Source organism: Bradyrhizobium sp. Ec3.3 (genome assembly GCF_000472925.1).
Lineage (GTDB): Bacteria > Pseudomonadota > Alphaproteobacteria > Rhizobiales > Xanthobacteraceae > Bradyrhizobium.
Genome location: NZ_AXAS01000009.1, coordinates 117,404 through 141,816, shown reverse-complemented (window position 1 = coordinate 141,816; position 24,413 = coordinate 117,404). Strand labels below are relative to the sequence as shown.

General features: G+C 65.0%; 25 protein-coding genes and 1 riboswitch. Of the genes, 9 read left to right on the top strand and 16 right to left on the bottom strand.

Annotated features, from left to right (window positions below; genetic code table 11):
* Positions 1–93: 93 nt before the first annotated feature.
* Positions 94–636 (bottom strand): mismatch-specific DNA-glycosylase, encoded by a 543-nt coding sequence (locus YUU_RS50620; RefSeq protein ID WP_035661970.1) that lies wholly within the window; start codon positions 634–636, stop codon positions 94–96.
* A gap of 99 nt (positions 637–735) precedes the next feature.
* On the opposite strand from YUU_RS50620, the gene YUU_RS0110915 reads away from it, so the two are divergent.
* Positions 736–1,281: a phosphohydrolase gene (locus YUU_RS0110915; RefSeq protein ID WP_027522399.1), complete on the top strand. Its 546-nt coding sequence runs from the start codon at positions 736–738 to the stop codon at positions 1,279–1,281.
* A gap of 236 nt (positions 1,282–1,517) precedes the next feature.
* Here YUU_RS0110915 and thiC read toward each other — a convergent pair whose 3' ends face one another.
* The 6 genes from thiC to YUU_RS0110885 all read right to left on the bottom strand — a co-directional run bounded on the left by thiC (position 1,518) and on the right by YUU_RS0110885 (position 7,052).
* On the bottom strand, positions 1,518–3,416 hold the full coding sequence (gene thiC, locus YUU_RS0110910; protein WP_027522398.1) for a phosphomethylpyrimidine synthase ThiC: 1,899 nt from the start codon (positions 3,414–3,416) through the stop codon (positions 1,518–1,520).
* A gap of 134 nt (positions 3,417–3,550) precedes the next feature.
* The gene (locus YUU_RS0110905; RefSeq protein ID WP_027522397.1) at positions 3,551–4,162 is read right to left on the bottom strand and encodes a thiamine phosphate synthase; all 612 of its coding nucleotides are present in this window, start codon (positions 4,160–4,162) and stop codon (positions 3,551–3,553) included.
* Positions 4,149–4,931, bottom strand: a complete 783-nt coding sequence (locus YUU_RS0110900) for a thiazole synthase (protein ID WP_027522396.1) — start codon at positions 4,929–4,931, stop codon at positions 4,149–4,151. Before YUU_RS0110900 ends, YUU_RS0110905 begins: the two co-directional genes overlap by 14 nt.
* A gap of 141 nt (positions 4,932–5,072) precedes the next feature.
* Complete coding sequence (gene thiS / locus YUU_RS0110895) at positions 5,073–5,270, bottom strand: sulfur carrier protein ThiS (protein WP_027522395.1); 198 nt, start codon at positions 5,268–5,270, stop codon at positions 5,073–5,075.
* Complete coding sequence (locus YUU_RS0110890; RefSeq protein ID WP_027522394.1) at positions 5,261–6,271, bottom strand: FAD-dependent oxidoreductase; 1,011 nt, start codon at positions 6,269–6,271, stop codon at positions 5,261–5,263. The genes thiS and YUU_RS0110890 overlap by 10 nt, the downstream gene beginning before the upstream one ends.
* A riboswitch (TPP riboswitch) is annotated at positions 6,259–6,387 on the bottom strand. (Overlaps the previous gene by 13 nt.)
* A gap of 134 nt (positions 6,388–6,521) precedes the next feature.
* The gene (locus YUU_RS0110885; RefSeq protein WP_027522393.1) at positions 6,522–7,052 is read right to left on the bottom strand and encodes a transglycosylase SLT domain-containing protein; all 531 of its coding nucleotides are present in this window, start codon (positions 7,050–7,052) and stop codon (positions 6,522–6,524) included.
* A gap of 240 nt (positions 7,053–7,292) precedes the next feature.
* On the opposite strand from YUU_RS0110885, the gene YUU_RS0110880 reads away from it, so the two are divergent.
* Positions 7,293–7,511, top strand: coding sequence for a hypothetical protein (locus tag YUU_RS0110880; RefSeq protein WP_156944220.1), 219 nt, complete (start codon positions 7,293–7,295; stop codon positions 7,509–7,511).
* 55 nt (positions 7,512–7,566) lie between these two features.
* Here YUU_RS0110880 and YUU_RS0110875 read toward each other — a convergent pair whose 3' ends face one another.
* Entirely contained in the window at positions 7,567–8,895 is a 1,329-nt protein-coding gene (locus YUU_RS0110875; protein ID WP_027522391.1) for an ATP-binding protein, read from the bottom strand.
* Positions 8,896–8,911: 16 nt separating this feature from the next.
* Positions 8,912–9,652, bottom strand: coding sequence for a response regulator (locus YUU_RS0110870; protein ID WP_027522390.1), 741 nt, complete (start codon positions 9,650–9,652; stop codon positions 8,912–8,914).
* Positions 9,653–9,833: 181 nt separating this feature from the next.
* Between YUU_RS0110870 and YUU_RS0110865 the strand changes: the two genes are divergently transcribed.
* On the top strand, positions 9,834–10,427 hold the full coding sequence (locus YUU_RS0110865) for a hypothetical protein (RefSeq protein WP_027522389.1): 594 nt from the start codon (positions 9,834–9,836) through the stop codon (positions 10,425–10,427).
* Positions 10,428–10,661: 234 nt separating this feature from the next.
* Positions 10,662–11,204, top strand: a complete 543-nt coding sequence (locus YUU_RS0110860; protein ID WP_027522388.1) for a PRC-barrel domain-containing protein — start codon at positions 10,662–10,664, stop codon at positions 11,202–11,204.
* 221 nt (positions 11,205–11,425) lie between these two features.
* Here YUU_RS0110860 and YUU_RS0110855 read toward each other — a convergent pair whose 3' ends face one another.
* Positions 11,426–12,637, bottom strand: a complete 1,212-nt coding sequence (locus YUU_RS0110855; protein ID WP_027522387.1) for an ABC transporter substrate-binding protein — start codon at positions 12,635–12,637, stop codon at positions 11,426–11,428.
* A gap of 284 nt (positions 12,638–12,921) precedes the next feature.
* Entirely contained in the window at positions 12,922–14,490 is a 1,569-nt protein-coding gene (locus YUU_RS0110850; RefSeq protein WP_027522386.1) for a DUF4403 family protein, read from the bottom strand.
* Between the two features lie 233 nt (positions 14,491–14,723).
* Here YUU_RS0110850 and YUU_RS0110845 point away from each other — a divergent pair, with 233 nt between their 5' ends.
* The gene (locus YUU_RS0110845; RefSeq protein ID WP_027522385.1) at positions 14,724–15,119 is read left to right on the top strand and encodes an MAPEG family protein; all 396 of its coding nucleotides are present in this window, start codon (positions 14,724–14,726) and stop codon (positions 15,117–15,119) included.
* Positions 15,120–15,197: 78 nt separating this feature from the next.
* Here YUU_RS0110845 and YUU_RS0110840 read toward each other — a convergent pair whose 3' ends face one another.
* Genes YUU_RS0110840 through YUU_RS0110830 form a run of 3 tightly spaced genes read right to left on the bottom strand, consistent with a single transcriptional unit; the run spans position 15,198 to position 17,318 of the window.
* A complete protein-coding gene (locus YUU_RS0110840) occupies positions 15,198–16,049 on the bottom strand; it encodes an SMP-30/gluconolactonase/LRE family protein (RefSeq protein WP_035661967.1) in 852 nt (283 codons plus the stop codon).
* Positions 16,046–16,588, bottom strand: coding sequence for a GNAT family N-acetyltransferase (locus tag YUU_RS0110835; RefSeq protein ID WP_245287990.1), 543 nt, complete (start codon positions 16,586–16,588; stop codon positions 16,046–16,048). Before YUU_RS0110835 ends, YUU_RS0110840 begins: the two co-directional genes overlap by 4 nt.
* A 1-nt stretch (position 16,589) precedes the next feature.
* Positions 16,590–17,318, bottom strand: coding sequence for a dienelactone hydrolase family protein (locus tag YUU_RS0110830; RefSeq protein ID WP_035661964.1), 729 nt, complete (start codon positions 17,316–17,318; stop codon positions 16,590–16,592).
* A 129-nt stretch (positions 17,319–17,447) separates the two neighbouring features.
* Here YUU_RS0110830 and pcaB point away from each other — a divergent pair, with 129 nt between their 5' ends.
* Entirely contained in the window at positions 17,448–18,788 is a 1,341-nt protein-coding gene (pcaB, locus tag YUU_RS0110825) for a 3-carboxy-cis,cis-muconate cycloisomerase (RefSeq protein WP_027522381.1), read from the top strand.
* Between the two features lie 166 nt (positions 18,789–18,954).
* Here pcaB and YUU_RS0110820 read toward each other — a convergent pair whose 3' ends face one another.
* Positions 18,955–19,674, bottom strand: a complete 720-nt coding sequence (locus tag YUU_RS0110820) for a L,D-transpeptidase (RefSeq protein ID WP_027522380.1) — start codon at positions 19,672–19,674, stop codon at positions 18,955–18,957.
* A gap of 274 nt (positions 19,675–19,948) precedes the next feature.
* On the opposite strand from YUU_RS0110820, the gene YUU_RS0110815 reads away from it, so the two are divergent.
* The 3 genes from YUU_RS0110815 (at position 19,949) to YUU_RS0110805 (ending at position 22,509) form a co-directional block, all read left to right on the top strand.
* Positions 19,949–21,001 carry a glycosyltransferase family 1 protein gene (locus YUU_RS0110815; RefSeq protein ID WP_027522379.1) on the top strand — a complete coding sequence of 351 codons (1,053 nt, stop codon included), beginning with the start codon at positions 19,949–19,951 and terminating at the stop codon, positions 20,999–21,001.
* A 33-nt stretch (positions 21,002–21,034) separates the two neighbouring features.
* A complete protein-coding gene (locus YUU_RS0110810; protein WP_027522378.1) occupies positions 21,035–21,724 on the top strand; it encodes a methyltransferase domain-containing protein in 690 nt (229 codons plus the stop codon).
* Between the two features lie 125 nt (positions 21,725–21,849).
* Positions 21,850–22,509, top strand: coding sequence for a hypothetical protein (locus YUU_RS0110805; RefSeq protein ID WP_027522377.1), 660 nt, complete (start codon positions 21,850–21,852; stop codon positions 22,507–22,509).
* A 221-nt stretch (positions 22,510–22,730) separates the two neighbouring features.
* Here the strand turns inward: YUU_RS0110805 and YUU_RS0110800 are convergent, their stop codons facing one another.
* Positions 22,731–24,395 carry an aminotransferase class III-fold pyridoxal phosphate-dependent enzyme gene (locus tag YUU_RS0110800; protein WP_027522376.1) on the bottom strand — a complete coding sequence of 555 codons (1,665 nt, stop codon included), beginning with the start codon at positions 24,393–24,395 and terminating at the stop codon, positions 22,731–22,733.
* Between the last annotated feature and the right edge of the window lie 18 nt (positions 24,396–24,413).

Genomic DNA, 24,413 nt, shown 5'->3' with positions numbered 1-24,413 from the left:
ATGAAGGCTCGCACATCGCCCGCGGCCATCCTTCGAGACGACCGCGGAGCCTGTCATCGGGCCGCGCTTTGCGCGGACCCGGTGGCGGTCTCCTCAGGATGAGGTCTGTGCCCGTTGAACGTCCAACGAAGCGATCCACGCCGCAAGCTCACGCCAGGGCTGCAACGTCCAATGGCCGGACGCAGCGCCGGACGGCGAGGCGAGCACGAACACGTTGGGAAAGTGCCAGTCGCTCTGCTGCCTGCCCAGCGGGATTATCGCGGACGGCTTGCCGTAGAACAGGCTCGCAGCCTTCTTGCTCGTGAACGCAATCGTCTTCGGACGAAACCTCTCCATCTTGATCCGAAACCTCGCCACATCGATCGACTGCGCCGGAATCTGGTGGTCCATCCCGGCGCCCGACTTGGAGAGATCGGTGAAGCCGATCCCGAGCTCGAGCAACGCGGCAAACTCGCTCGGCTGATAGCGGCGCGGCGTGATGCCGACCTCATGGGGCGCACGCCAGAAGCGGTTGCCGGGATGGGCGTAGTAGTGGCCGAGGGCGGCCGAGCGCGTGCTGGCCGCGGTGCCGACGAAGACGAGGCGGAGGTTGGGGCGAAGCTGGTCGGGGAGGCGGTGCAGTTCGCTGTCGGACATCGAAGGAGCCAATGAACTTGCATGCGATGGGCGAAACGTTCGTCCGGCGGCTCGGACCGACGGCTACCATTTCTACCCTTCGCGTCCTATACCTTGGTGATGAATCGCGAAGAATTGGCTGCCGCCTATGCGGCACCTGGCCGCCACTATCACAACCTCGCGCATATCGAGGACTGTCTTGCTGCGCTGGCGCAGGTGGAAGGGCTCTCAGTGCGCGAGCGCGAGGTCTTGTCGGAAGCGATCTGGTGGCACGACGTTGTCTACGATCCAACCCGATCGGACAATGAAGAGCTCAGCGCCCAACTGGCCGAACGGCACGTCGGCGCCGATATCAGCTACGAAGTCGGCCGCTTGATCCGTCTGACGAAAACGCACGAAGTTAAGGCGGATGATCGACTTGGGGCGATCCTGATCTCGATCGACCTCAGCATTCTCGGCGCAGAGCCAGCGCGCTACGATGCCTATGCCGCCGACATCCGTCAGGAGTTCATCCATGTCAGCGATGCCGACTATCGCGCCGGCCGCGCCAGGGTGCTTCGCCAGTTCGCCGTCCGCCCGGTGATCTATCCCGATGCCGGCTTCGCCGCGATCTATGATCGGCGCGCCCGCGACAATCTCGCGCGTGAATTGGCGTCGTTGAGCTGAGGCTGCGTAGGGTGGGTTAGCCGCTCACAAGCGCGGTCTTTCAACACGCGACGGCACAAGGCGTAACCCGCCACTTCTGGTGAGATTTCGGATGCCAAAGTGGTGGGTTACGCTACGCTAACCCACCCTACGAGCTGGCTTCTCCGCAGGCGTTAAACAGAAAGCCGGGCTTTCGCCCGGCTTCTTCACTTTCGATGGATGTTCGGGTCAAGCTCGGACACGACGAGCGGAGAGCCTCACAACGCCCTGTTGCTCTCCTTCACCTTCTCTGCATCCAGATACACGCTTGAGCCCATCTCCTTGAACTTCTCGCTCATCTTGGCCATGCCGTCCTCGATGGTGCCGGCCATCGACATGCCGACATTGTTCGGATCGTTCAGCGTGGCCGCATAGTCGCGCACGTCCTGCGTGATCTTCATCGAGCAGAACTTCGGGCCGCACATCGAGCAGAAGTGGGCGACCTTGTGGGCTTCCTTCGGCAGGGTCTCGTCGTGGAAGCTCTTTGCGGTGTCCGGATCGAGGCCGAGGTTGAACTGGTCGGTCCAGCGGAATTCGAAACGGGCGCGGGAGAGCGCGTCGTCGCGGAGCTGGGCGGCCGGGTGGCCCTTGGCGAGATCGGAGGCGTGGGCGGCGATCTTGTAGGTGATGACGCCGGTCTTGACGTCGTTGCGATCAGGCAGGCCGAGATGCTCCTTCGGCGTGACGTAGCAGAGCATGGCGCAGCCGAACCAGCCGATCATGGCAGCGCCAATGCCTGACGTGATGTGGTCATAGCCCGGCGCGATGTCTGTCGTCAGCGGCCCCAGGGTGTAGAACGGTGCCTCGCCGCACTCCTTGAGCTGCTTGTCCATGTTGATCTTGATCTTGTGCATCGGCACATGGCCGGGGCCCTCGATCATGACCTGGCAGCCCTTGTCCCACGCGATCTTGGTGAGCTCGCCAAGCGTCTCGAGTTCGGCGAACTGCGCGCGGTCGTTGGCATCGGCGATCGAGCCCGGACGCAGGCCGTCGCCGAGCGAGAACGAGACGTCGTACTTGCGCATGAGATCGCAGATCTCGTCGAAATGCGTGTAGAGGAAGCTCTCCTTGTGATGCGCCAGGCACCACTTCGCCATGATCGAGCCGCCGCGCGACACGATGCCGGTGACGCGGTTGGCGGTGAGATGGATGTATTGCAGGCGCACGCCGGCGTGGATCGTAAAATAGTCGACGCCCTGCTCGCACTGCTCGATCAGCGTGTCCTTGTAGAGCTCCCAGGTGAGCTTGACCGGATCGCCGTTGCACTTTTCGAGGGCCTGGTAGATCGGCACGGTGCCGATCGGCACCGGCGAGTTGCGCAGGATCCACTCGCGCGTGGTGTGAATGTTGCGGCCCGTCGAGAGGTCCATCACGGTGTCGGCGCCCCAGCGGATCGCCCACACCATCTTCTCGACCTCTTCCTCGACCGACGAGGTGACCGCCGAGTTGCCGATATTGGCGTTGATCTTGGTGAGGAAGTTGCGGCCGATGATCATCGGCTCGAGCTCGCTGTGGTTGATGTTGCTCGGAATGATGGCGCGGCCGCGCGCGATCTCGGAGCGAACGAACTCCGGCGTGATGAAGGCCGGCACCGCGGCGCCGAAGCTCTCGCCGTCGGCCAGCGCCTGCTCCGCGCGCTCGAGCTGCTGCTTGCGGCCGAGGTTTTCACGCGCGGCGACGTAGATCATCTCCTTGGTGACGATGCCGGCGCGGGCGAATTCGAGCTGCGTGATCTTGTGGCCGTCGAGGCCGCGCAGCGGCTTGTGGTAAGCGCTGAACGCGCGCGCCGCCTTCTCGGTGGAGACGCCGCCATTGTCCTCCGGCTTGATCGTGCGGCCTTCATATTCCTCGACGCCGCCGCGCTCGAGCACCCAGGCCTTGCGGTTGCGGGACAGGCCCGCGTTGACGTCGATCGTGACGGAGGGATCGGTGTAGGGGCCGGACGTGTCATAGACCGGCAGGTTCGGCTCGCCTGCGCCTTCCGAGAGGATGATCTCGCGCAGCGGCACGCGCAGATCGGGCGCCGCTTCGGGCGAAGCAAAGATTTTTCGCGAGGAGGGCAGCGGGCCGGTGGTGACGGCTGGAACGGTCTTGTCGGGGTTGGAGCGGATGTTCATGGGATCCTCCTTATTCCTTTGATGTCATTCCGGACGGACCGCGATACGCGGTCCGATCCGGAATCTCGACGTTGTGGCGCGAGATTCCGGGTTCACGCTTCGCGTGCCCCGGAATGACGCTGGTGGAAAATTCTTCACGCAGCCTCCTTGCTACTAAGCCCGAGCCATTGCCGCACCCGCGCATCGGGGTCGGCGTTTTGCGTAACGTCGCTGACGACGGCGATGGAATCCGCGCCTGCCGCAAAAATCTCCGCGGCGTGCTCGAACTTGATGCCGCCGATCGCGACCAGTGGGATGCTGCCGATGCGCTTCTTCCATTCGGTGATTTTTGGAATGCCCTGCGGTTCGAAGCGCATCGATTTCAGCGTGGTGAAGAAGATCGGTCCCAGCGCGACATAGTCGGGCTCGGCCGCGAGCGCGGTCGCGAGCTCCGCGTCGTCATGAGTGGAGATGCCAAGCGTCAGGCCGGCATCGCGGATGGCCTTGAGGTCGGCGTCGACCAGATCCTCCTGGCCGAGATGCAGATGTTTTGCGCCGGCGACGATCGCCGCGCGCCAATAGTCGTTCACGACGAGCTTGGCTGGCGTGCCCTCAGTCAGCGCGAGCGCGTCGGTGACGATCTGGAGCGCCTCCGCGTCGTTCAGATTTTTCGCGCGGAGCTGGATCGTGCCGACGCCGAGCTTGGCCAGGCGCTCGACCCAGGCGAGGCTGTCGACGACCGCGTAGAAGGGATCAGGATACGGCATGCCAGAACGGGGTCCCAACGACGGGGGTTGACGGGGAGGCGAAGTCGCGGGCGTCCATCAGCCCGGCTTCATAAGCGGTGCGACCAGCCTCGACGCCGAGGCGGAAGGCGTTCGCCATCGCGACGGGATCGGCGGCTTTCGCGATCGCGGTGTTGAGCAGCACGGCGTCATAGCCGAGCTCGAGCGCGTGCGCCGCGTGGCTCGGTGCGCCGATGCCGGCGTCGACAACCAGCGTGATGTCCGGCAGCCGCTCGCGCAGCAGTTTCAGCGCGTCGCGATTGGTGATGCCCTTGGCGCTGCCGATCGGCGCGGCCCACGGCATCACCACCTTGCACCCGGCGTCGACCAGGCGGTTCGCGACGGAGAGATCCTCGGTGCAGTAGGGGAAGACCTCGAAGCCGTCCTTGATCAGGATGGCGGCGGCTTCAACCAGGCCGACGACGTCGGGCTGGAGCGTGTCGTTGTCGGCGATCACTTCGAGCTTGATCCAGGACGTTCCGAACAATTCGCGCGCGAGCTTTGCGGTGGTCACGGCTTCGCGCACGCTGCGGCAGCCGGCGGTGTTCGGCAGCACCGTGACGTCGAGCTCGCGGATCAGGTTCCAGAAGGCGTCCCCGGTCTTGCCGCCGGCGGCCTCGCGCCGCAGCGACACGGTGACGATGTTCGAGCCCGAGGCGCGGATCGCTCCTTGCATGATCGCAGGCGAGGGATAGAGCGCGCTGCCGATCAGGAGGCGGGAGGCGAAGGACTTGCCGTAGAAGGTCACCATGTGGGCTCTCCCGTCATTCCGGACGGTCCGCGGAACGCGGACCGATCCGGAATCTCGAAGTTGTTGCGCGAGATTCCGGGTTCACGCTTCGCGTGCCCCGGAATGACGGGCCAAACGGATGGAAAGAGTGCACCTGCATCCTTACCCTCCCTGCCGCGGCGTGATGATCTCGATCTCGTCGCCGGCCTTGAGGCTCGTCTCGGCCCAGCGGCTTTTCGGCACCACGTCGTAGTTGAGCGCGATGGCGAAATGCGTGCCTTCGTAGTCGAGCTCGGTGAGCAGCGCGCCGACGCTTGCCGAAATCACCTCGCGTTGCTCGCCGTTGATGATCACGCGCATTGCATCACCTCATTGTCGATCTGGCCGCGCTCGACGTAGGCGAGCGTCAGCTCGGCGAGCGCCGGCGCGATCAGGAAGCCGTGGCGAAAGAGCCCGTTGACCGCGATCCTGTCGCCGCGAACGCCGATGCGCGGCAGATTGTCGGGGAAGGCGGGGCGAAGACCCGAGCCGAATTCGACGATGCGGGCTTCGCCAAAGGCCGGATGCACCGCATAGGCCGCGCCCAGAAGCTCCAGCGCCGAGCGGACGCTGACGCCGGTGTCCTCCGCCTCGATGGAGGTCGCGCCCAGCATGAACAGGCCCGCCTCGCGCGGGATCACGTAGAGCGGCCAGCGCGGATGGATCAGCCGCACCGGACGGGCAAGCTGGACCTCGTCGGTCTCGATCAGGATCATCTCGCCCTTGACGCCGCGAAGCTCGGGCGCCTCGTCGCGGGCTACGAGGCCGCGGCAGTCGATCACGATGCCGTCGAGATCCTTGGCGCTGACGTCGCTGGAAAACTTGATGGTGCCGCCGGCGGCGCGGATGCGCTCGTGCAGCTTCGGCAGCACGCGGCGCGGCTCGACATGGCCCTCGGTCGGGAAGAACAGCGCCTCGCGGAAGCGCCCTTCGAGCGACGGCTCGAGCGCGGCAAGGCCGGCGGCATCGAGCCGCTGATGGCCCTCCGTCATCCTCGCAAAGCGCTCGAAGTCGTTGCGCTCGCGCGGGAGCGCCACGACCAGCGAGCCGTTGAACGGCGTATCCGGCAATTCGCGCCGCCAGATGTCGAGGGAGCGCAGGCCCAGCCGGCTGATGATGGGCTCGGCGACCTCGGCCTCGCAATAGGGCGCGAGCATGCCGCCGGCCCAGTGGCTGGTGGCGTCCGTCATGGCCGCGTCACTGCGCTCGTGCAGAGTGACGGAATGGCCGGCCTGCGCGAACAACAGGGCCTGCCAGGCTCCTGCGATGCCTGCGCCGATGATGGAAACCGGTGAATCCGGTCGTTTGGTCGTCTGGTACATCCCTGTCCCTTCGCCGGCATGACCCGGATCAGGTTCAAAGGGTCACCGCGGTCCTGGGCGTTCCCACCCATTTAGCGGTATCTCAGCTCCTCCTCGGAGCTCCCCTCGGAACGGCGCTAATGTATGCCAGCGACGCTGTGTGTCAACGTGGTCGTCAAATCACCGTCATTCCGGGATGGCGCGCAAGCGCCAGACCCGGAATCTCGAGATTCCGGGCTCGGTCCTGCGGACCGCCCCGGAATGACGGTGACTAGTGGGGAACCTGCGCACGGGCGCTGGCGACGTTTCGCGCAATCCGCTTGCGCGGGGCGAACATCGGCTGCGGATTGCCGTTCGGCTCGAGCCAGGCGTTGCCGAACGCGTCCGCCTGCTGCGCCACCTGAAGCCGCTGCTGCTTTGCGGCGTAGTAATAGCCGCCTGCATAATAATGAATGGCTCGGCCGTAATCGCCATTGGCGGCGCGATAGGCGCCGGCGAGATATTTCACGGCATAGGTGAGATTGGTCTCGGGATCGCGCAGGCCGGCGGCGTCGCCGGTGTAGCCAACCCCGCGGGCGGTCGCGAGCTTGATCTGCATCAGCCCGATCGTGCCGCCATGGCCGATCAGATGCGGCTGATAGCGGCTTTCACGCATGATGACGCGATGCACCAGCGCTTCCGGCACGCCATTCGCGCGCGCATGCGCCGCAACCATCTCGGCGTACTCTGCTTCGCCCGCGACTGCCGCGTGCGGCAATGACAGTCCGGCCGCAATTGCGGCGGCAACGATTAAAGTTTTCATCGAATATCTCTCGGTCTAAGTGACCTGCACTGTGCGCGTTAGGCCTGTGGAACACGGCGATGATGTGGCGAAACGTCGCCGTAAAATATTTCGGTCGCGACGTCGTCTTTACGACTTAAACATGCGTTAAGTTTTCCGCAGGTGAGGTGCAGCAGGCTGAGGCCGCACGCGACAGCGGGCCTGTCCATTCGCGCACCTGCCCAACAACAGATAAGAAACACACGTATCGGGAGACGTGCCATGACCCTGACGCACTCTGACCTGATTCAAGCGGACATCGGCGACATCCCGAGGCAGAATCCCTGTGCGCAATGCGGCACACCGATCGCGCACCCCGACTGGATCGAGCCGGGCAATGGCCGGGTCTCCTATCTCTGGAAATGCCGCGCCTGCGGCTATCGCTTCGAGGCGATCGCGATCTACGACGAGCCGGCGCACGAGCATGCGCTCGCCGCCTGAAGCGGCGCGCATAATCTCCTTACACCTCTCCCATGGGGAGAGGTGAAGCAGGCGCCTACGCTGCCAGGCAGTTCGGCTGCCAGACCGGCAGCTGCATGCGCACGATCAGGCCATTCGGCTGGCGGTCATGCAGCGACAGCTCGCCGCCATGGGCGATCGCGATCGCACGTGCGATGGAGAGGCCGAGCCCGAAGCCGGTGGTGTCGTCCATGTTGCGCGCGTCGTCGCCGCGCACGAACGGCTCCAGCATCGCCTGCTTGCGCTCGTCGGAAATGCCGGGACCGTCGTCCTCGACGTCGATGGTCAGCTTGGTGCCGGCGACGTCGAGGCGGATCGTGACCTCGGCGCCGTAGCGCACCGCGTTCTCGACGAGGTTGGTGACGCCGCGATGCAGGTCATCGGGCCGCGCCGCGGCGGTCGCCGAGGCGGGGCCGTCGTAATGCACGGTGTGGCCCATGTCGGCGAACTGATCGGCGATCAGCTGCAGCGTGCTTGCGATGTCGACCAGCGTCACCGCCTCGAGCCTGCGGTCGTTGCGCAGCAGCGACAGCACCGATTCCAGCATCGTGCGCATCTGGTCGAGATCGATCAGCATGCGCTTGCGGTTGCCTTCGTCCTCGATGAATTCAGCGCGCAGGCGCAGCCGCGTGATCGGCGTGCGCAGATCGTGGCTGATCGCCGCCAGCATTTTTGTGCGGTCGGCCATCAGTCCCGCGATCCGCTCCTGCATGCGATTGAGCGCGCGCGCGACGGAACGGATCTCCTCGGGCCCGCGCTCGGGCAGCGGCTCGGCGGTGCCGTCGAGGCTGAAACCTTCGGCGGCGCGCGCAAAGGATGACAGCGGGCGAGCGAGCGCATGCGCGGCCCACAAGCCCAGCATGGTGACGCTGATCAGCACGAACAGCAGCGTTATCATCCACGGCCCGCCCCAGAAGCGCGGCGGCCGCGGCCCCGGCTCGACACGACCGGCAATCATCGTGCCGTCGGGCAACTGGACGCCGACCCGGTGCTCGCCGCCCTCGGGCGATAGCGCCATCACCTTGTAGCCGTGACCGAGATGCCGGCGCATCCCGTGCAGGTGCTGGCCTTCGGTGTCCTCGATTGCAGCGGCCGCTCCTGGCGCGAGCTCGACGATGTCGAGCGTGGGAAACGCGCGGGCGATATCGGCGATCAGCCGCGGCCGCTCGCTCGCGCCTGCGCTGCCGAGCAGCAGGGCGGCATTGGCCAGTTGATGCGAGCTGTCCGGCGGCATCTCGGCGCGGTCCGGCCGGCTGATCAGGAAACTGCCGGTGAGGATCAGATGAAGCGCGATGATCGACGCAACGACGAGGGCGGCGATCTGTCCGCCGATGCTCCTGAGATGGAAGAACCCGAACAAACTCATGGCGGGCCGCTTTAGCTCAGCTGTTCAGGGGCGCCGCAACCGCTTCCGTCCTCGGCGTGAACAGATAGCCGCCCGAGCGCACCGTCTTGATGATGGTGGGATCCTGCGGGTTGGGTTCGATCTTGCGGCGGATGCGGCTGACCAGCACGTCGATGGAGCGCTCGAACGAGCCGGTGGCGCGGCCCTGCGTGAGGTCCAGCAGGCTGTCGCGCGACAGCACGCGGCCGGGCCGCTCGCAGAAGGTGCGCAGCAGGTCGAACTCCGCGCTCGTCATCGCGACGCGCGCGCCGTCGGGGTTGCGCAGCTCGCGCAGCCGCAGGTCGATGCGCCAGCCCTCGAAGGCCAGCGTGCTCGCCCCTTCGATGGAGCTGGCGGCCTGCGCCGCGGCCTGCCGGCGCAGCACCGCGTTGATGCGCGCCAGGAGCTCGCGCGGATTGAACGGTTTCGGCAGGTAGTCGTCCGCGCCCATCTCGAGCCCGACGATGCGGTCGACGTCCTCGCCGCGCGCGGTCAGCATGATGATCGGCGTCTGCGCCTCCGAGCGCACCTTGCGGCAGAGGCTTAAGCCGTCCTCGCCGGGCAGCATGACGTCGAGGATGATCAGGTCGACGCGATGGTCGGCCATCGCGCGCGTCATCTCGCGGCCGTCGCTGACGGCAGTGACGTTGCAGGCGTTGTTGCGCAGGTATTTCGCAATCAACGTCCGGGTTTCGCGGTCGTCCTCGACGACCAGGATGTTGGGCGAAGGAATGGCCATGTGCTCTGTTTGTCGGAGATTCGGTTTGAAGGGCGAAGTTTTTTGTTTCCGGATGTTTCTGAAGGCGCTTTCCGCAACGTCCGGTAACGTCCTGAAGGGGTGACGGCAAGGTCTCGTTAAGTCCGTTAACCATACCGTGACGCCGTCAGTTAAGGAACCCCGCAAAACCCACGGAGCCATCATGACTTCGATCTCGGCGGCCTCCGCCGGCACCTATCAGTCGCCGCTGCAGCGCTTGCAGCAGGAATTGCAGTCGGAGGTCTCGGCCGGCACGATCTCCTCGTCGGATCAATCCGCGCTCTCGACCGCGCTCACCGATATCGATTCGGCGATCCAGCAGAGCCGCTCGAGCGATGCGTCCAGCGGCACCTCATCCTCGCCAGAGGACATGAAGTCGAAGATCGACGACCTCATAGCCAATGAAGTCTCGAACGGCACGCTGACCTCCGACCAGGCCACCGAGCTGAAGGGCGTGTTCCAGTCCGCCTTCGCCAACGGCCCGGGCGGCGCTGGTGGTCCGGGAGGCGCGGGCGGACCGCCGCCCGGCCCGCCGCCGCCGGACGACAGCTCCTCCACCTCGTCCAGCTCCTCGACGGATTCGACCAGCAGCACCTCGAGCGACAGCACGACCACTGCAGAGATCCTCCAGCAATTCCTGCAGGCGCTCCAGCAATCGATGTCGTCGTCGACGTCGTCCTACGGCGCTTCCGGAAATGCAAACAGTTCGTCGAGCAGCTCGCAGATCTCCGCGCTGCTCATCGACTACAAGACCTGACCGCGACGCAGGTCGGCGCAGTCCCCGTCGTCTCTCACGCGTCTCCCAGGGCGCGTGACGAGTCGGCGGGGAACTGTGCGTGGCCTTCGCGTTCGATTCAAAATCTCTTCGCTGCGGAACTCGCTTCGCGATGCAACGCGCGCGAAACGCGCGACGAAATTGCCGCAGGTTTGGAACTGTCGGACGACGTGCGCGGTTTTCTCCACACAAGTTTTCGATGAAGGAGAGGACATCATGTTGATGAAATCGATCGCGGCCGGCCTTGCCGGTTCCGCGTTGCTTGTAACTGTCGCGTTCGCTCAGAATCCGACGACCACGACCGACAAGGCACCGAACGCGGCCGCCACGTCGACGGCAACGACGTCGGCCTCGGGTGACTGGCGCGCGTCGAAAGTGGTGGGCTTGAAGGTCTACAACGACGCCAATGAGAGCGTCGGCTCGATCAGCGATCTGTTGATGGACAAGAGCGGCAACATCAAGCTCGTCGTGCTCGGCGTCGGCGGCTTTCTCGGCATGGGCGAGCACCTCGTCGCGGTGCCGTTCGACAAGGTGAAGTTCTCGACCGAGCCGGTGTCCTATGGCACCGCAAGCAACACGAGCCCGCCTGGCGCAAACCCGGCCGGACGCCCCGGTTCGACCACGACCACAGGCGCTGCGCCAAGCACCGCGCCAGCTGCCCCGACGTCATTGGGGTCGAAGTGGTACCCGGACCACGCCATGTTCAACGCGACCAAGGACGAGCTGAAGAAGATGCCGGAGTTCAAGTACTCCGAGTAATGCGGCTCAGCTGACTTTCAAACGCAACGCGCCCGGTTTGTCCGGGCGCGTTGTCGTGTTTTTCTTTACCTCGCCCCGCTTGCGGGGAGAGGTCGGATCGCATCGCAAGATGCGATCCGGGTGAGGGGGATTCCCCAGGAGTCCAGCCCTCACCGTGCTCGTGGATAGAGCCCCTCACCCCAGCCCTCTCCCCGTAAGAACGGGGAGAGGGAGAAGGCAACTCAATGCCCCACGAGCGGGCAGCCGCCCTTCTCGAGCGGACGGAATGCTTCGTCGCCCGGCACGGTGGCGATCAGCTTGTAGAGGTCCCACTCGCCCTTGGACTCCTCGGGCTTCTTGACCTCGAACAGATACATGTCGTGCACCATGCGGCCGTCGATGCGGATCTTGCCGCCCTTGGCGAAGAAGTCGTTGACCGGGGTGGCGCGCATCTGCTCCATCACCTTCGGTGCCTCGTCGGTCTTGATGGCCTCGATCGCCTTCAGATAGTGCATGGTCGCCGAATAGAGCCCGGCCTGGATCATGGTCGGCATGTGCCCGACCTTGTCGTTGAAGCGTTTTGAGAAGGCGCGTGTCTCATCGTTCATGTCCCAATAGAAAGCATCGGTGACGATCAGGCCCTGCGTGGCCTTGATGCCGAGCGAGCGCGTGTCGGTGATCTCCTGCAACAGCGCGATCATCTTCTGCCCGCCTTGCGTGAGGCCGAACTCGGAGGCCTGCTTCAGCGCATTGGTGGTGTCGCCGCCGGCATTGGCCAGCGCCACAACCTTGGCCTTGGAGGCCTGGGCCTGGAGCAGGAAGGAGGAGAAGTCGGAGGAGTTGAGCGGATGGCGGACGTCGCCGAGCACCTTGCCGCCGCTTTCCTTGACGACGTTGGCGGCGTCGCGCTCCAGCGCCTGGCCGAAGGCGTAGTCGGCGGTGACGAAGAACCAGGTGTCCTCGCCGCGCTTCACCATCGCCTTGCCCGCGACGTTCGACAGCGCATAGGTGTCGTAGGTCCAGTGCACGGTGTTGGGCGAGCATTGGGCGCCGGTGATGTCGGAGGAGCCGCCGCCGGAATTGATGTTGATCTTGTTCTTCTCGCGCGTCAGCGCCGAGATCGGCAGCGCCACCGAGGAGGTGGGTACGTCGAAGATCGCGTCGACCTTCTCGTTGTCGTACCAGTTGCGCGCGATGTTGACGCCGACGTCGGGCTTGTTCTGGTGGTCGGCGGCGACGACCTCGACCGGCTTGCCGGCGACCTTGCCGCCATAATCGGCGACCGCCATCTGCACCGCGGCGAGCGAGCCCTTGCCGGTGGCATCCGCATAGAGGCTCGACATGTCCGTGAGCACGCCGATCTTGATGACGTCGTCGGAAATCTGCGCCTGCGCTGCGCCGCCGCTGGCCGCAAGGGCGAAGGACGCCGCGACGGCGGCAAACAGTTTGTGCATGGTTGTTCTCCCTGTGTTGTTTCTTTGGGTTTGGTTACAGGAGCCGTTCTAGCGGCAATCAGCGGCCGCAGCTAAGCGCTCCCCGTCATAGCGGAATGCAAAAAGGGAAGGGGCTGGCGCTGTTCCTTCGCCTCTCCCCGCTTGCGGGGCGAGGCCGCATCGCATCGAAGATGCGATGCGGGTGAGGGGGACTCTCCGCGAGTCCATCTGCCTCCGTTTGCGTGGAAGCGGCCCCTCACCCCAACCCTCTCCCCGTAAGAACGGGGAGAGGGAGTAGGAGAGACCTACATTCCCTGCAGCTTCGTCACGTACACGTTCAGCGAGCCGCCGGCCTCCGCGATGATGCGGAGTGTCTTGGAATCGAAGGCGATGTCGGCGAGCGTCAGGCTGTCGATATTGGCCTCGACGCGCAGGCCGTCCTCGGTCTTCTGGTAGTCGGCGATCGCGGCCGCTATCTTGTCGCGCGCATTGGCGGCGATCGGCTTCAGGTCGAGCGTCGCCTTCTGCACCAGCGCCTGCTGCAAATGCGGCACCACGGCGCGCGCCGCGGCACCAAGAAGCCCGAATGCAGCCTCGGACTCCACCGCGAGCTGGATGTCGGCGAGCCGCAGCGTCTGCTGCGCCTGGTCGAGCATCGGTCGCCCCCAGATGTGCACGGTTGCCTCGGCGCCCAGCCCGAACCAGCTCTTCTTCTCCTTGGCGCGCACCAGAAGCGAAATCAGGAGCCGGTCGCCCGAGGGGATAACGTTGACGCTCTTCACGGTAACGTCGGCCGGACCCGATCCGTCTTCCGGATAGATATGGCCGACCATCTGAGCTGCGATGAGCTTGTTGATCTCGGTGAAGGGCACATCGATCGGCACGCCGATGTTCACGCCGGTGCCGGTCGGCGGCACAATCGAGATCTTTTCGGGGAACGGGCACTCGGGCTTGGTCTGGCTCGTGGTGACGCGGGTTTCGGCTTCGATGCCGAGCAGCAGCGTCACGGCCTGCGCATCGACGCGCGGCTGCGCTGCGATCGCGCGGATCGGCTTCATCTCCAGCCAGAGCGGCGGCAATGCGGCTGAGGATCCCGAGCCTTGCAGCGGCATCGAGCGGCAGGCCTTGATCCATTGCGCTTTCGCATTGTCGCGCAGGCTCGAATCGTTGCGGATGCGTTCAGCGACCACGTTGAGCTGATCGTTGACGGTCTTGTCGATCAGCGGCTTGATCTGCGCCGGCACGTTGACCTTCGCGCCGGCGACCGAGAGGTTGGTGTCGCCGAGATTGACCTGCGCGCCGAGATTTGGCTCGAGGTGCCAGTTGGCAGCGAGTTTCGGGCGTGAGGTGATGACCACGTTGCCCTTGATCTCGGCACTGGCATTCAGGTTCTTGATGTTGACAGCGCCGATCTGCTTGGCGGCGTTGTTGCCGAGCACGCTGCCGAGCGCCTCGCCGAGCGCGCCGGTCGCTTTCGAGGACAGCGATCCCGTGACGTTGAGCTTTCCGGTCAGGGGCGTCGACAGCGTCAGCGCGTCCTTGTCGCCGCTCGCGGCAATCGGCCCCCGCGAGGCGGTCCAGCCGATATCGGCGTTCTGCAGGATCTGCGAGATCGGATTGTCGGCCTTGCCAGTGAAATTACGGGCCGCGCTCTTGTCGGCGGCTTCGCGGATCGCCGACAGCGCGATTGCAACGGGCGCCACCACGATCGAGCTTTTCGAGACCGGCGGCAGTGGCGGCAATGGAGTGACGGCGGGCGCTGTCCCTGCGCCGCGCGGCGACAACCAGTCCATGGCCTTCAGGCTCACGAAAAACGACACCGCGATCACCGCGATCGCGATCAGAATAGTCTTCAAGTTCAACGTCAGACGCATTAATCCCCCGAACCGGCCCCGGCTTGCGAGTCTACAGGGCGGGGGAACGCGGCGCCAGAGTGGCCGAAACCGGGCGGAGATGCACCGTGGCGGCCGGATCGACCTCACCTTTGCGCACGATCCAGTGATCAAGAAAAGCCGCCCGCGGTGTCGATCCGGCGCCGCCCCGTACGTCTGGATAGGGCCGACCGGCCGCATCCAGCGACCGGAGGCATCCATTCCGGGAGGCGCAGATGACGACCGACCTCAAATATCTGGCCGTGACGGCGATGCTGACCGCCGCTTTGTGGATTCCCTATATCGTCTGCCAGGTCAGGACCAACGGCCCGCTCGAGCCGAAGAACTATGCCGATCCCGCTCTGCCGCGGCCGGTGCCCGCATGGGGCCAGCGCGCCAACCGCGCCCACCTGAACGCGATCGAGGTGTTCGCGCCGTTTGCAGCATTGGTCATCGTCGCGCAACTTGCGGGCCAGGCCAATGCGACGACCGCGTTCTGCGCCGCAAGCTTCTTCTATCTGCGGCTTGCCCACGCCGTCGTCTACTTGGCCGGCGTTCCCTATGTGCGAACCATCCTGTTCACGCTCGCCTTCGTGGCGGAGGTCGTGATCTTCTGGGAGGTGATCAGGTAGCCTGTTTGGTGCAGCTGGGCATGGAGCTCGAGTGTGGCTTGGACGCGGCCTGTTGGCGGCGCCGATGAATGTGGCGGCTCAGGGATAACCCGAGCCGGGTGTCTCTACCTCGACAGCGTCGATCCGCGCGGACGACTTCCCTTGCCTCAGCTCCTCCGGCGATGTCTCCGCACTGATGCAGAACAGCGTTCTGCGATCGGCGCCGCCGAGCGCGCATGCAATGCCGCGGCGTCCGGGGACGTTGATGCGCTGCCGCTCGCGTCCATCGCGATCGATCCGGATGAAGGCGTCTTCGCCATAAGACGCGACCCAGACGGCGCCGTCGCGATCGAGGCAGATGCCGTCCGGTTCCTTCCCGCAAGCCAGGTGGCGGCGGAGAAGCAGGCTGCCATCGCGTGCGATCTCGTAGTCGGCGAGACATTCGCCGTCCATCTCGGCGACGACGAGCCTGTCATGACCGGCCGAGATCGCGATGCCGTTGGGAAAGCGCAACCCTTCGGCGACGACGCGCCCCTGGCCATCCGGCGTCACCAAGATGATGCGCCCATCGGCGCCGCGGCCGGGCGGCGGCGGAAGATTGAAGCCGAGATCACCGACATAGGCGCGTCCGAGTCCGTCGACGATCATGTCGTCGATCGTGCCGGTGGCGATGCCTGATAGATCGGCATAGAGCGAAAGCTCGCCGTCTGCATATGTCAGGAGGCGCTTGCGGAACATGGTCAGCACCACCAGCCTGCCATCAGGCAGAACTCCCGTGCCGCAAGGCACGTCGTCGGCGAAGGTGGCATGTTCCGTGCGGTCGCCCGATGGGCCGATGCTGAGCAAGGTGCGCGCCATGCAGTCGACGAACCAGAGCCGCCCCGCATGCCAGCGCGGGGCCTCGAAATACTTGCCGCCGTCGAGCAGGGTTCTTGGTTGCGGTTCATTCATCCGCTGCTCCCGTCCAGAAACAGCTTCATCAAGATCTCATCGAAATATCGGCCGTCCTGCTTGAGCGCCTTCGGTTCGCGGCCGTATTCGACGAACCCGGCACTGGCATAAAGACGCAAGGCGGGTTCGTTGTCGCTGACGACGGACAATTGAAGCTGTTCGACCCGTTGCGCCGCATGCGCCACGACGGCGTCGACGAGGCGACGTCCCACACCGAAGCGGCGCGCCGCTGGCCGCACATACATGCCCCAGAGCATCGCCTTGTGCACGGTCTTCGTCCCGTCTTGCCGGCGAAAGCCGGCGACGCCGCACAACTCCTGTTCGATGAAGGCGCCAAAAACGTCAGAGGCTTCGAGGCGCTCCTCGAACCAGGAAAGCGCCATGTCTCTCTCGCGCACAAACACGCTGGAGTAGGCCCCTGGATGCGCTTCGAGCGCCTCCAGCCTGATCTGTCGATAACTCGCCGCGTCCGCCGGCGTGAGCAGTCTGACGGCGGCAGTGTTGTGGTCAGCTGAAGGCATGTCCTGCTTCGCCTCCAATTCAACGCATCGCCGTTGCAAAGGCGTCTTCGAACAGGTCGAGCATCGCGGCCCAGGAGCGGCGATCCGCGTCGGCATGATAGGCGTGGTTCGGCACGCTTTCACCAATGAGCTCGGGATTGGTGAAGCCATGGGCCGCGCCGCCATAGACATGAGCCTGCCAGTCGACGTTGGTCGTGCGCATTTCGCGCGCAAAATTCGCAAGCTGCGTCAGCGAGACCAGCGCGTCCGCGGCCCCGTGACACACCAGGACTCTCGCCTTGATGTTCGCGGCATCCTCCGGCCGCTCGCTGGGGAAACCGCCATGAAAGCTGACGACGGCCGCAAGATCGGCGCCGGTCCGCGCCAGCTCCAGTGCTGTGCCGCCGCCGAAGCAATAACCGATCGCCGCGAGCCTTGTGGCGTCGACAGTGTTGTGCCCGGCGAGCGCCAGCCGTGCCGCCTCTGCCCGCTCGCGCCAGCGCGCGGTATCGGCGCGCAGGCCGTTCATCAGCTCGATCGCCTGCGGCACGTCCGGCGCCGTCCTGCCGCCACCATAGAGATCGCCCACCAGCACGACAAAGCCAAGCGCGGTCAGTTGCTCGGCGCGCGCGATCGCATGCGTGCCGATGCCGCGCGCGTCGGGGAACAGTACCACGCCAGGACGACGGCTGGCGGCGGACTCATCGGTAACGAGAATGCCCTGAAGCTCGGATGCGCGATCGCGATAGCCAAGAACGGTCTTTTTCATCCTGATGCTCCTCGTAGAACAAACCTGACCATACGGATTGCATCTAGGCAACCTCTGATTGTCGCTCGTTTCGCTTGATGCCACTATGTTGATGCATACGTTCATGCACGAACATAATGAAGGAAACCCATGGCGAGCACCGTCTTCGATTCCACGCTGTTCCGCGACATGTTTGGCACCGCCGAGATGCGCGCGGTGTTTTCGGATGAAGCGCTGGTCGGCCGCTATCTGGAAGCCGAGGCTGCGCTCGCCCGTGCCCAGGCCCGTGCCGGCGTCGTGCCGAAGGATGCCGCGGCCGCGATCGATGCTGCCTCCCGCAGCATCAAGCTCGACTTCGACAAGCTCCGCCACGAGACCGAGATCGTCGGCTATCCAATCCTGCCGCTGGTGCATCAGCTCTCCGAGGCCGCCGGCGAGGCCGGCCGTTACGTCCATTGGGGCGCGACCACCCAGGACATCATGGACACCGCCAACGTGCTCCAGATCCGCGCCGCGCTCGACATCGTCGCGCGCGACCTGAGGGAACTGCGCGCGATTCTCGCCAACCTCGCGCGCAGGCATCGCGACACGCCGATGGCCGGTCGCACGCACCTGCAGCAGGCTCTGCCGGTGACGTTCGGCTACAAGGTTGCGATCTGGCTGTCCTCGATCGACCGCCATATCGAGCGTGTCGACCAGGCGCGGCCGCGCATCCTGCTTGGTGAGTTCTCCGGCGCGGCCGGCACGCTCGCCTCGGTTGGCGATGGCGGCCTCGAGATGCAACGCCTGTTCTGCGAGGAGCTCGGCCTCAACCAGCCGCCGATCACCTGGCACGTGGCGCGCGATGGCATTGCGGAAGCGGTGACGCTGCTCGGCCTCATCACCGGCACACTCGGCAAGATCGCCACCGACGTCATGCTGATGTGCGCGACCGAATTCGGCGAGCTCTCCGAGCCTTTCGTGCATGGGCGCGGCGCGTCTTCCACCATGCCACAGAAGCGCAACCCGATCTCCAGCGAGCTGATGCTCGCCGCCGCCAAGGCCGTGCGCCAGCACGTCGCGACCATGCTCGACGGCATGATCCACGATTTCGAGCGCGCGACCGGTCCCTGGCATCTCGAATGGGTCTCGCTGCCGGAGAGCTTTTTGCTCACGGCGTCCTCGCTTGCCAATGCGAAGTTCATGCTGGCCGGCCTCGTCGTGCATGAGGATCGCATGCGCGCCAATCTCGGCCTGACGCACGGCCTCATCGTCGCCGAAGCCGTGATGATGGCCGCAGCGCCGAAGCTCGGCCGGCAGCATGCGCATGACGTCGTCTACGATGCCTGCCGCAAGGCGATCGAAGGCGGCGGTGATCTCGCCGACATCCTGTCCGGCGTTCCCGAGATCGTGGCCGCGCTCGGCGGCGCCGATGCCATCCGCCGCCACTGCGATCCCGCGAACTATCTCGGCCTTTCCGGCCAGATGGTCGACCGCGTGCTCGGCGGCTGACCTTGTCGCCCGGGTGAGCGGAGCGACACCCCGGGGAGCCTCTCCGCATATCGCTCCGCCGATGCGGGCTACGACGGCGCACGCTTGGAAGCCGCGATCTTCGGCGCAAACGAAAGCGGCCCCGAGGTTGCCGGAGCCGCTTGCATTGCCGTTTTTGTCTCGCCGCTTAGCGCGTTGCGCTGCCGAGGTCCGCGCGACGGTCGGTCATCGGAAGCACGACGACCTTGGTGCCGACGTTGACGCGGGAGTAGAGGTCGGTGACGTCTTGATTGGTCAGGCGGATGCAGCCGGAGGAGACGTGCTTGCCGATCGTCTCGGGGGCGTTGGTGCCGTGGATGCGGTAGACCGTGCCGCCGAGATACATGGCGCGGGCTCCCAGCGGGTTGCCGGGACCGCCGGCCATGTGGCGCGGCAAATAAGGCTGGCGGGCAATCATTTCCGGCGGCGGGGTCCAGTCCGGCCACTCGGCCTTCTTGGTCACCGACTGGACGCCGGACCAGGTGAAACCGTCACGGCCGACGCCGATGCCGTAGCGCATGGCCTGGCCGTTGCCGAGCACGTAGTAGAGATACGTGTTCGGCGTATCGATGATGATGGTGCCGGGCGCCTCGCGCGTCGCATAGCTCACGACCTGGCGCCGAAAGCGGGCGGGCGTCTCGACGCTGTCCTGATCTTCCGACGGTGCAGTCTGATAGGACGGCGCCGGCTGATAGGGCTGATAGGGTTGCAGCGGCTGCGGCGTGGCGAAGCCGGGCGGCGGCGCGAAGAAGGGGAAGAGCTGCACGGGCGCGGCATGCGCCGGGCCGGCAAACGCGATCGCGGAGATCGCAACTGCACCGAAGGCAACGGCGCGCGAATACGTCTTGAACGTGTCCAGATTGAACATTGATCGCCCCTGTTTGGTCGGTGTTTTTGACCACCGCGGCACCGCTACCGGTGCTCCGTTGCCTAAACTCGTAGCGGCGAAAAGTTTCGGGACGTTTGCGCGGAAAACCGAAAACGGTTTCGTCGCGGAAAGGATTGTTTCATGACAGTTTCGTGGCCATGCGGACCCGTTAACGAACAAAACAGTGGGCCGACACTTCTGTGACGTCACACGCCTGAAATATCCTTCGTTGATGGTCCTAAGCCGAGAATCATCAAACTCTCGGGATTTTCCCATGCGGGTATTAATCGCGACCGACGCCTGGCATCCGCAGGTTAACGGTGTGGTGCGGACGCTGACCTCGCTGGCCGCCGCCGCCAAGGCGCTCGACGTCGAGATCGAGTTCCTGACGCCGGACGGCTTCCCGTCGCTGCCGCTGCCGACCTATCCGGGCCTGCGCATCGCGCTGCCGAGCGGCCGCGAGATCGCGCGGCGGATCGAGGCGACGGCTCCGGAAGCGCTGCACATCGCAACCGAAGGCCCGATCGGCTGGGCGGCGCGCGCCTATTGTCGCCGCCGCGGGCTTGCCTTCACCACCTCCTACACCACGCGCTTCCCGGAATATGTCTCGGTGCGATCAGGCATTCCGGTGAGCGTCGGCTACGCCGTGCTGCGGCACTTCCATGATGCCGCTGCCATGACCATGGTGGCGACGCCGTCGCTACGGCAGGAGCTCTCCGAGCGCGGCTTCAAGCGGCTCGGCTTCTGGACCCGCGGCGTCGACACCACGCTGTTTCATCCCGATAGTCCGGCCACGATCGACCTGCCGCGACCGATCTTCATGGCGATGGGGCGGGTCGCAGTGGAGAAGAATCTCGACGCGTTCCTCTCGCTCGATCTGCCCGGCACCAAGGTCGTCGTCGGCGATGGCCCGCAGAAGGCGCAGCTCGAGAAGAAGTATCCCGGCGCTGTCTTCCTCGGCGAGAAGAAGGGCGCCGATCTCACCGCGCATCTCGCAGCCGCCGACGTCTTCGTATTCCCGAGCCTCACCGACACCTTCGGCGTGGTGCAGCTCGAGGCGCTCGCCTGCGGCACGCCGGTTGCGGCGTTTCCGGTGACCGGTCCGAAGGACGTCATCGCCGATCATCCGATTGGCGCGATCGACGATGACCTGCGCGCCGCGTGCCTGCGCGCGCTCACCATGTCGCGCGAGACCTGTCGCAACTTCGCGCTGGCGCGCTCCTGGGAAAACAGTGCGCGTCAGTTCGTCGGCAATCTCACCTCACTCCAGCCCAGCCGCTCGCTGCGTCCGACGCCCGTCATGGCGCGGCGGCCGGTACGCGGCTGACCATGAACATCTGAACCAAACGGGACTTTGCTAATGGCCAAGATCATGAAGTTTGAAGAGTCGCAGCAGCTCGACCTCGACCGCGGCACGGTCGAGCAGGCTTATGACCGGTGGGCGCCGGTCTACGACCTCGTGTTCGGCGGGGTGTTCGCCAAGGGCCGGCAGGCCGCGATATCGGCGACCAACAAGCTCGGCGGCCGCGTGCTCGAGGTCGGCGTCGGCACCGGCATCTCGCTGCCGCTGTATGCGCCGAACGTCCGCATCTTCGGCACCGATATCTCGGAGGCCATGCTCGACAAGGCGCGCCGCCGCGTCTCGGAGCTGAAGCTGAAAAACGTCGAGGGCCTCGCGGTGATGGACGCCGAAAAGCTCGAATTTCCCGACAATTCTTTCGACGTCGTGATGGCGCAATATGTCGTCACCGCCGTGCCCAATCCGGAAGTCGCGCTGGACGAGTTCGCCCGCGTGCTGCGTCCCGGCGGCGAATTGATCATCCTGACCCGCGTCAGCGCTGACGCCGGCATGCGCCGCTTCATCGAGCAGAAACTCCAGCCGGTGGTGCGTCACCTCGGCTTCCGCACCGCCGAGTTCGCCTGGTCGCGCTACGCGAAGTGGCTCGCGAGTGCGCATGGCATGGAGCTCGCCGAGCGCCGCCTGATTCCACCGCTCGGCCATTTCTCGCTGGTCCGCTTCCGTAAAGTTCAGGTCGCCAAAGCGGCCTGAGCCAAACGGCTCCACGCGTTCATGCGTCACCGCGTCGCGCACATCGTCACATGACAAAATGATGATGTCACACGCCCTACATCGAATCCCTGTATTTCCTGACCCGAAGCCTTTTGGGGGAAAGAATGATCAAAGAATTCCTTGAGCAGCTGCGCATCCAGCGCTGGGACGATCACCGCTACTATCACCACAGCCGCATCAATCAGAGCCTGCACTTCGTCAGTGCGCTGAGCTTCCTCTTTGCTTATGTCTGGCTGTTCGTCGATCCCATGATCTCGGCGCTGGTCGGCTGGCTGGTCTCGATGACCTCGCGCCAGGCCGGTCACTTCTTCTTCGAGCCGCACGATTACGACCACATCAACCAGGCGACGCACGAGTACAAGGAAGAGATCAAGGTCGGCTACAACCTTCAGCGCAAGGTGGTGCTGATGGCGATTTGGGCCCTGTCGCCGCTGGTGCTGTTCGCCGATCCGACGCTGTTCGGCCTGTTCACGCCCTGGGCCAGCGCGAGCGACTTTGTGCGGCAGGTCGCCAAGATCTGGCTCGTGGTCGGTGGCGGCGGTCTCTTGTTCCGCACCGTGCATCTGTTCTTCATCCGCGACGTCGAGACCGGCCTCGTCTGGATGACCAAGATCCTGACCGACCCGTTCCACGACCTCATGCTCTACCGCAAGGCGCCGCTCGCGCTCATGCGCGGCGAGCTGATGGACCCGGGCCTGCATCTCGTCCCCGAGCACACGCTGGGCTTCATCGCCGAGCCTGAGCTCAGCGAGCAGCACGCCTGAGCGCGCGGCTCTCACCAACCACTCCGATGTCCAAAGGTTGCGTCATGCCCGGGCTCGTCCCGGGCATCCACGTCTTGGGGGCTGCCTCGAGTACCGTCATTTCGGGGCGGCTCGAAGAGCCGAACTCTGGTGCGCCGTTGCGCACCAGAGAATCTCGAGATTCCGGGTTCGGTCCTGCGGACCGCCCCGGAATGATGGTGATTGGTGTGGAAGCGAAAGCCTCAGCGCCGGAAGCGCTTGGCCAGCATCTCTTTCAGGATCTGCCGCTTGATGCGCTTGTTAGTGAGGCCAGCATCGTGCCACCAGAAGCCGTCCGCTTTCATCTTCTCCGCGGCGCGGACGAAGCGTTCGGCGACCTCGGTGAAGTCGGCGTCGGTGTAATTGAGGCTGAAAATCAGGCGTCCCGTGCCGACCCAGCTCAAGGCGAGGCCCTCGGCGCGCAGATAGTACTGCAGCATCCAGTTGTAGCGGGACGGTTCGGTGTATTTCACCGTCCAGATCGAGGACAGGTTGGCGACGCGCACGGGCAGGTCCGCGTCGGTCAGCATCTGGTTGAGCTTTTGCGCGCGGCCGTTCCAGGTCGCATCCAGCCCGTCATAGATCGCGCGGAAGTTCGGGCTGGCGAGCCGGCTCAAGAACTCGTCCATCGCCGTCATCACGTAGGGATGCGAGTTGAAGGTGCCGCGGGCAAAGCAGACGTCGGCGGGACGATCGTCGCGGAAGCGGCGCATCAGGTCCTTGCGACCGCAGACCACGCCGACCGGCAGGCCGCCGGCGAGGCTCTTGCCGTAGGTCACCATGTCGGCGCGCACGCCAAAATATTCCTGGGCGCCACCGGGAGCGAGACGGAAGCCGACGAAGACCTCGTCGAAGATCAGCACGATGCCGCGTTCGGTGCAGACCTCACGCAGCTTCTTCAACCAGGCGCCATAGGCGTCACGGTCGAAGTTGCCGCCGCGCGAGCTGTCGACCAGCGAGGAATCGCCGGGCGCGCTCGCATTCGGATGCAGCGCCTGGAGCGGATTGACCAAGACGCAGGCGATGTCGCGCCGCGTGCGCAGCACGTGCAGCGTTTTCTCCGACATTTCGGCGAGCGTGTAGGTCTCGTGCGCGGCAATGGGGTTGCCGACGCCGGGCTGCACGTCGCCCCACCAGCCGTGATAGGCGCCGGCGAAGCGCACGAGGTGCGTGCGCTTGGTGTGGTAGCGCGCAAGGCGCACGGCCTGCATGACGGCTTCGGTGCCGGACATGTGGAACGAGACTTCGTCGAGGCCCGAGATCTGGCAGAGCCGCGTCACGTTCTCGGCGATCACGGGATGGTAGGGGCCGAGCACGGGCCCGAGCGCATGGGCGCGCTTCTCGCCTTCCCCGATGCATTCCTTGTAGAAGTCGTTGCCGAAGATGTTGACTCCGTAGGAGCCGGTGAGGTCGTAGGAGACGTTGCCGTCGAGATCGGTGACGGTGACGCCGTCGGACGACTGCATGAAGCTCGATGTACCCAGGTTCTCACGCACGAGGCGGGAGAACTGGAACGGCACGCGGTAGCTTTCGGTGAATTGCAGGTCGGAGATTCGTTCCGCCGCCTCCTTCGTCAGCGCACGGCCCTTGGCATAGCGCGCGGCGTAGAGACCGGCGAGGCGAAAGAAGCCGTCGTGGCGCTGCGCTGCGACATTCGCCGGCGCGCCGTCACAGGCGAAATAGTCGTCGCCCTCGAACTCGTAGAACGGGATCAGCCGCGCCACTCGGCGCGACATCTTGGAATGCCCGGAGAGCGAGCGGTGCTTGGCGCGGGAGAGTTCGATGCGCGCCTTGATCTTCGGGAAGGCGGCGGCAGCGGACGCTGCGGCGGCCACGGACAATGAGAGAATCGGGAGTGTCGTTTCCATGACAACAAGCGCTAACCC

What these genes read in the sequence shown, in the direction of transcription:
- YUU_RS0110810 (WP_027522378.1), top strand. Translation starts at nt 21,035, where the DNA reads ATGGCCAAGATCATGAAGTTTGAAGAGTCGCAGCAGCTCGACCTCGAC.
- YUU_RS0110915 (WP_027522399.1), top strand. Translation starts at nt 736, where the DNA reads ATGAATCGCGAAGAATTGGCTGCCGCCTATGCGGCACCTGGCCGCCAC.
- YUU_RS0110860 (WP_027522388.1), top strand. Translation starts at nt 10,662, where the DNA reads ATGTTGATGAAATCGATCGCGGCCGGCCTTGCCGGTTCCGCGTTGCTT.
- YUU_RS0110890 (WP_027522394.1), bottom strand. Translation starts at nt 6,271, where the DNA reads ATGTACCAGACGACCAAACGACCGGATTCACCGGTTTCCATCATCGGC.
- thiC (WP_027522398.1), bottom strand. Translation starts at nt 3,416, where the DNA reads ATGAACATCCGCTCCAACCCCGACAAGACCGTTCCAGCCGTCACCACC.
- YUU_RS0110830 (WP_035661964.1), bottom strand. Translation starts at nt 17,318, where the DNA reads ATGAAAAAGACCGTTCTTGGCTATCGCGATCGCGCATCCGAGCTTCAG.
- YUU_RS0110840 (WP_035661967.1), bottom strand. Translation starts at nt 16,049, where the DNA reads ATGAATGAACCGCAACCAAGAACCCTGCTCGACGGCGGCAAGTATTTC.
- pcaB (WP_027522381.1), top strand. Translation starts at nt 17,448, where the DNA reads ATGGCGAGCACCGTCTTCGATTCCACGCTGTTCCGCGACATGTTTGGC.
- YUU_RS0110820 (WP_027522380.1), bottom strand. Translation starts at nt 19,674, where the DNA reads ATGTTCAATCTGGACACGTTCAAGACGTATTCGCGCGCCGTTGCCTTC.
- YUU_RS0110805 (WP_027522377.1), top strand. Translation starts at nt 21,850, where the DNA reads ATGATCAAAGAATTCCTTGAGCAGCTGCGCATCCAGCGCTGGGACGAT.
- YUU_RS0110850 (WP_027522386.1), bottom strand. Translation starts at nt 14,490, where the DNA reads ATGCGTCTGACGTTGAACTTGAAGACTATTCTGATCGCGATCGCGGTG.
- YUU_RS0110880 (WP_156944220.1), top strand. Translation starts at nt 7,293, where the DNA reads ATGACCCTGACGCACTCTGACCTGATTCAAGCGGACATCGGCGACATC.
- YUU_RS0110870 (WP_027522390.1), bottom strand. Translation starts at nt 9,652, where the DNA reads ATGGCCATTCCTTCGCCCAACATCCTGGTCGTCGAGGACGACCGCGAA.
- YUU_RS0110855 (WP_027522387.1), bottom strand. Translation starts at nt 12,637, where the DNA reads ATGCACAAACTGTTTGCCGCCGTCGCGGCGTCCTTCGCCCTTGCGGCC.
- thiS (WP_027522395.1), bottom strand. Translation starts at nt 5,270, where the DNA reads ATGCGCGTGATCATCAACGGCGAGCAACGCGAGGTGATTTCGGCAAGC.
- YUU_RS0110875 (WP_027522391.1), bottom strand. Translation starts at nt 8,895, where the DNA reads ATGAGTTTGTTCGGGTTCTTCCATCTCAGGAGCATCGGCGGACAGATC.
- YUU_RS50620 (WP_035661970.1), bottom strand. Translation starts at nt 636, where the DNA reads ATGTCCGACAGCGAACTGCACCGCCTCCCCGACCAGCTTCGCCCCAAC.
- YUU_RS0110815 (WP_027522379.1), top strand. Translation starts at nt 19,949, where the DNA reads ATGCGGGTATTAATCGCGACCGACGCCTGGCATCCGCAGGTTAACGGT.
- YUU_RS0110900 (WP_027522396.1), bottom strand. Translation starts at nt 4,931, where the DNA reads ATGGTGACCTTCTACGGCAAGTCCTTCGCCTCCCGCCTCCTGATCGGC.
- YUU_RS0110865 (WP_027522389.1), top strand. Translation starts at nt 9,834, where the DNA reads ATGACTTCGATCTCGGCGGCCTCCGCCGGCACCTATCAGTCGCCGCTG.
- YUU_RS0110885 (WP_027522393.1), bottom strand. Translation starts at nt 7,052, where the DNA reads ATGAAAACTTTAATCGTTGCCGCCGCAATTGCGGCCGGACTGTCATTG.
- YUU_RS0110800 (WP_027522376.1), bottom strand. Translation starts at nt 24,395, where the DNA reads ATGGAAACGACACTCCCGATTCTCTCATTGTCCGTGGCCGCCGCAGCG.
- YUU_RS0110845 (WP_027522385.1), top strand. Translation starts at nt 14,724, where the DNA reads ATGACGACCGACCTCAAATATCTGGCCGTGACGGCGATGCTGACCGCC.
- YUU_RS0110905 (WP_027522397.1), bottom strand. Translation starts at nt 4,162, where the DNA reads ATGCCGTATCCTGATCCCTTCTACGCGGTCGTCGACAGCCTCGCCTGG.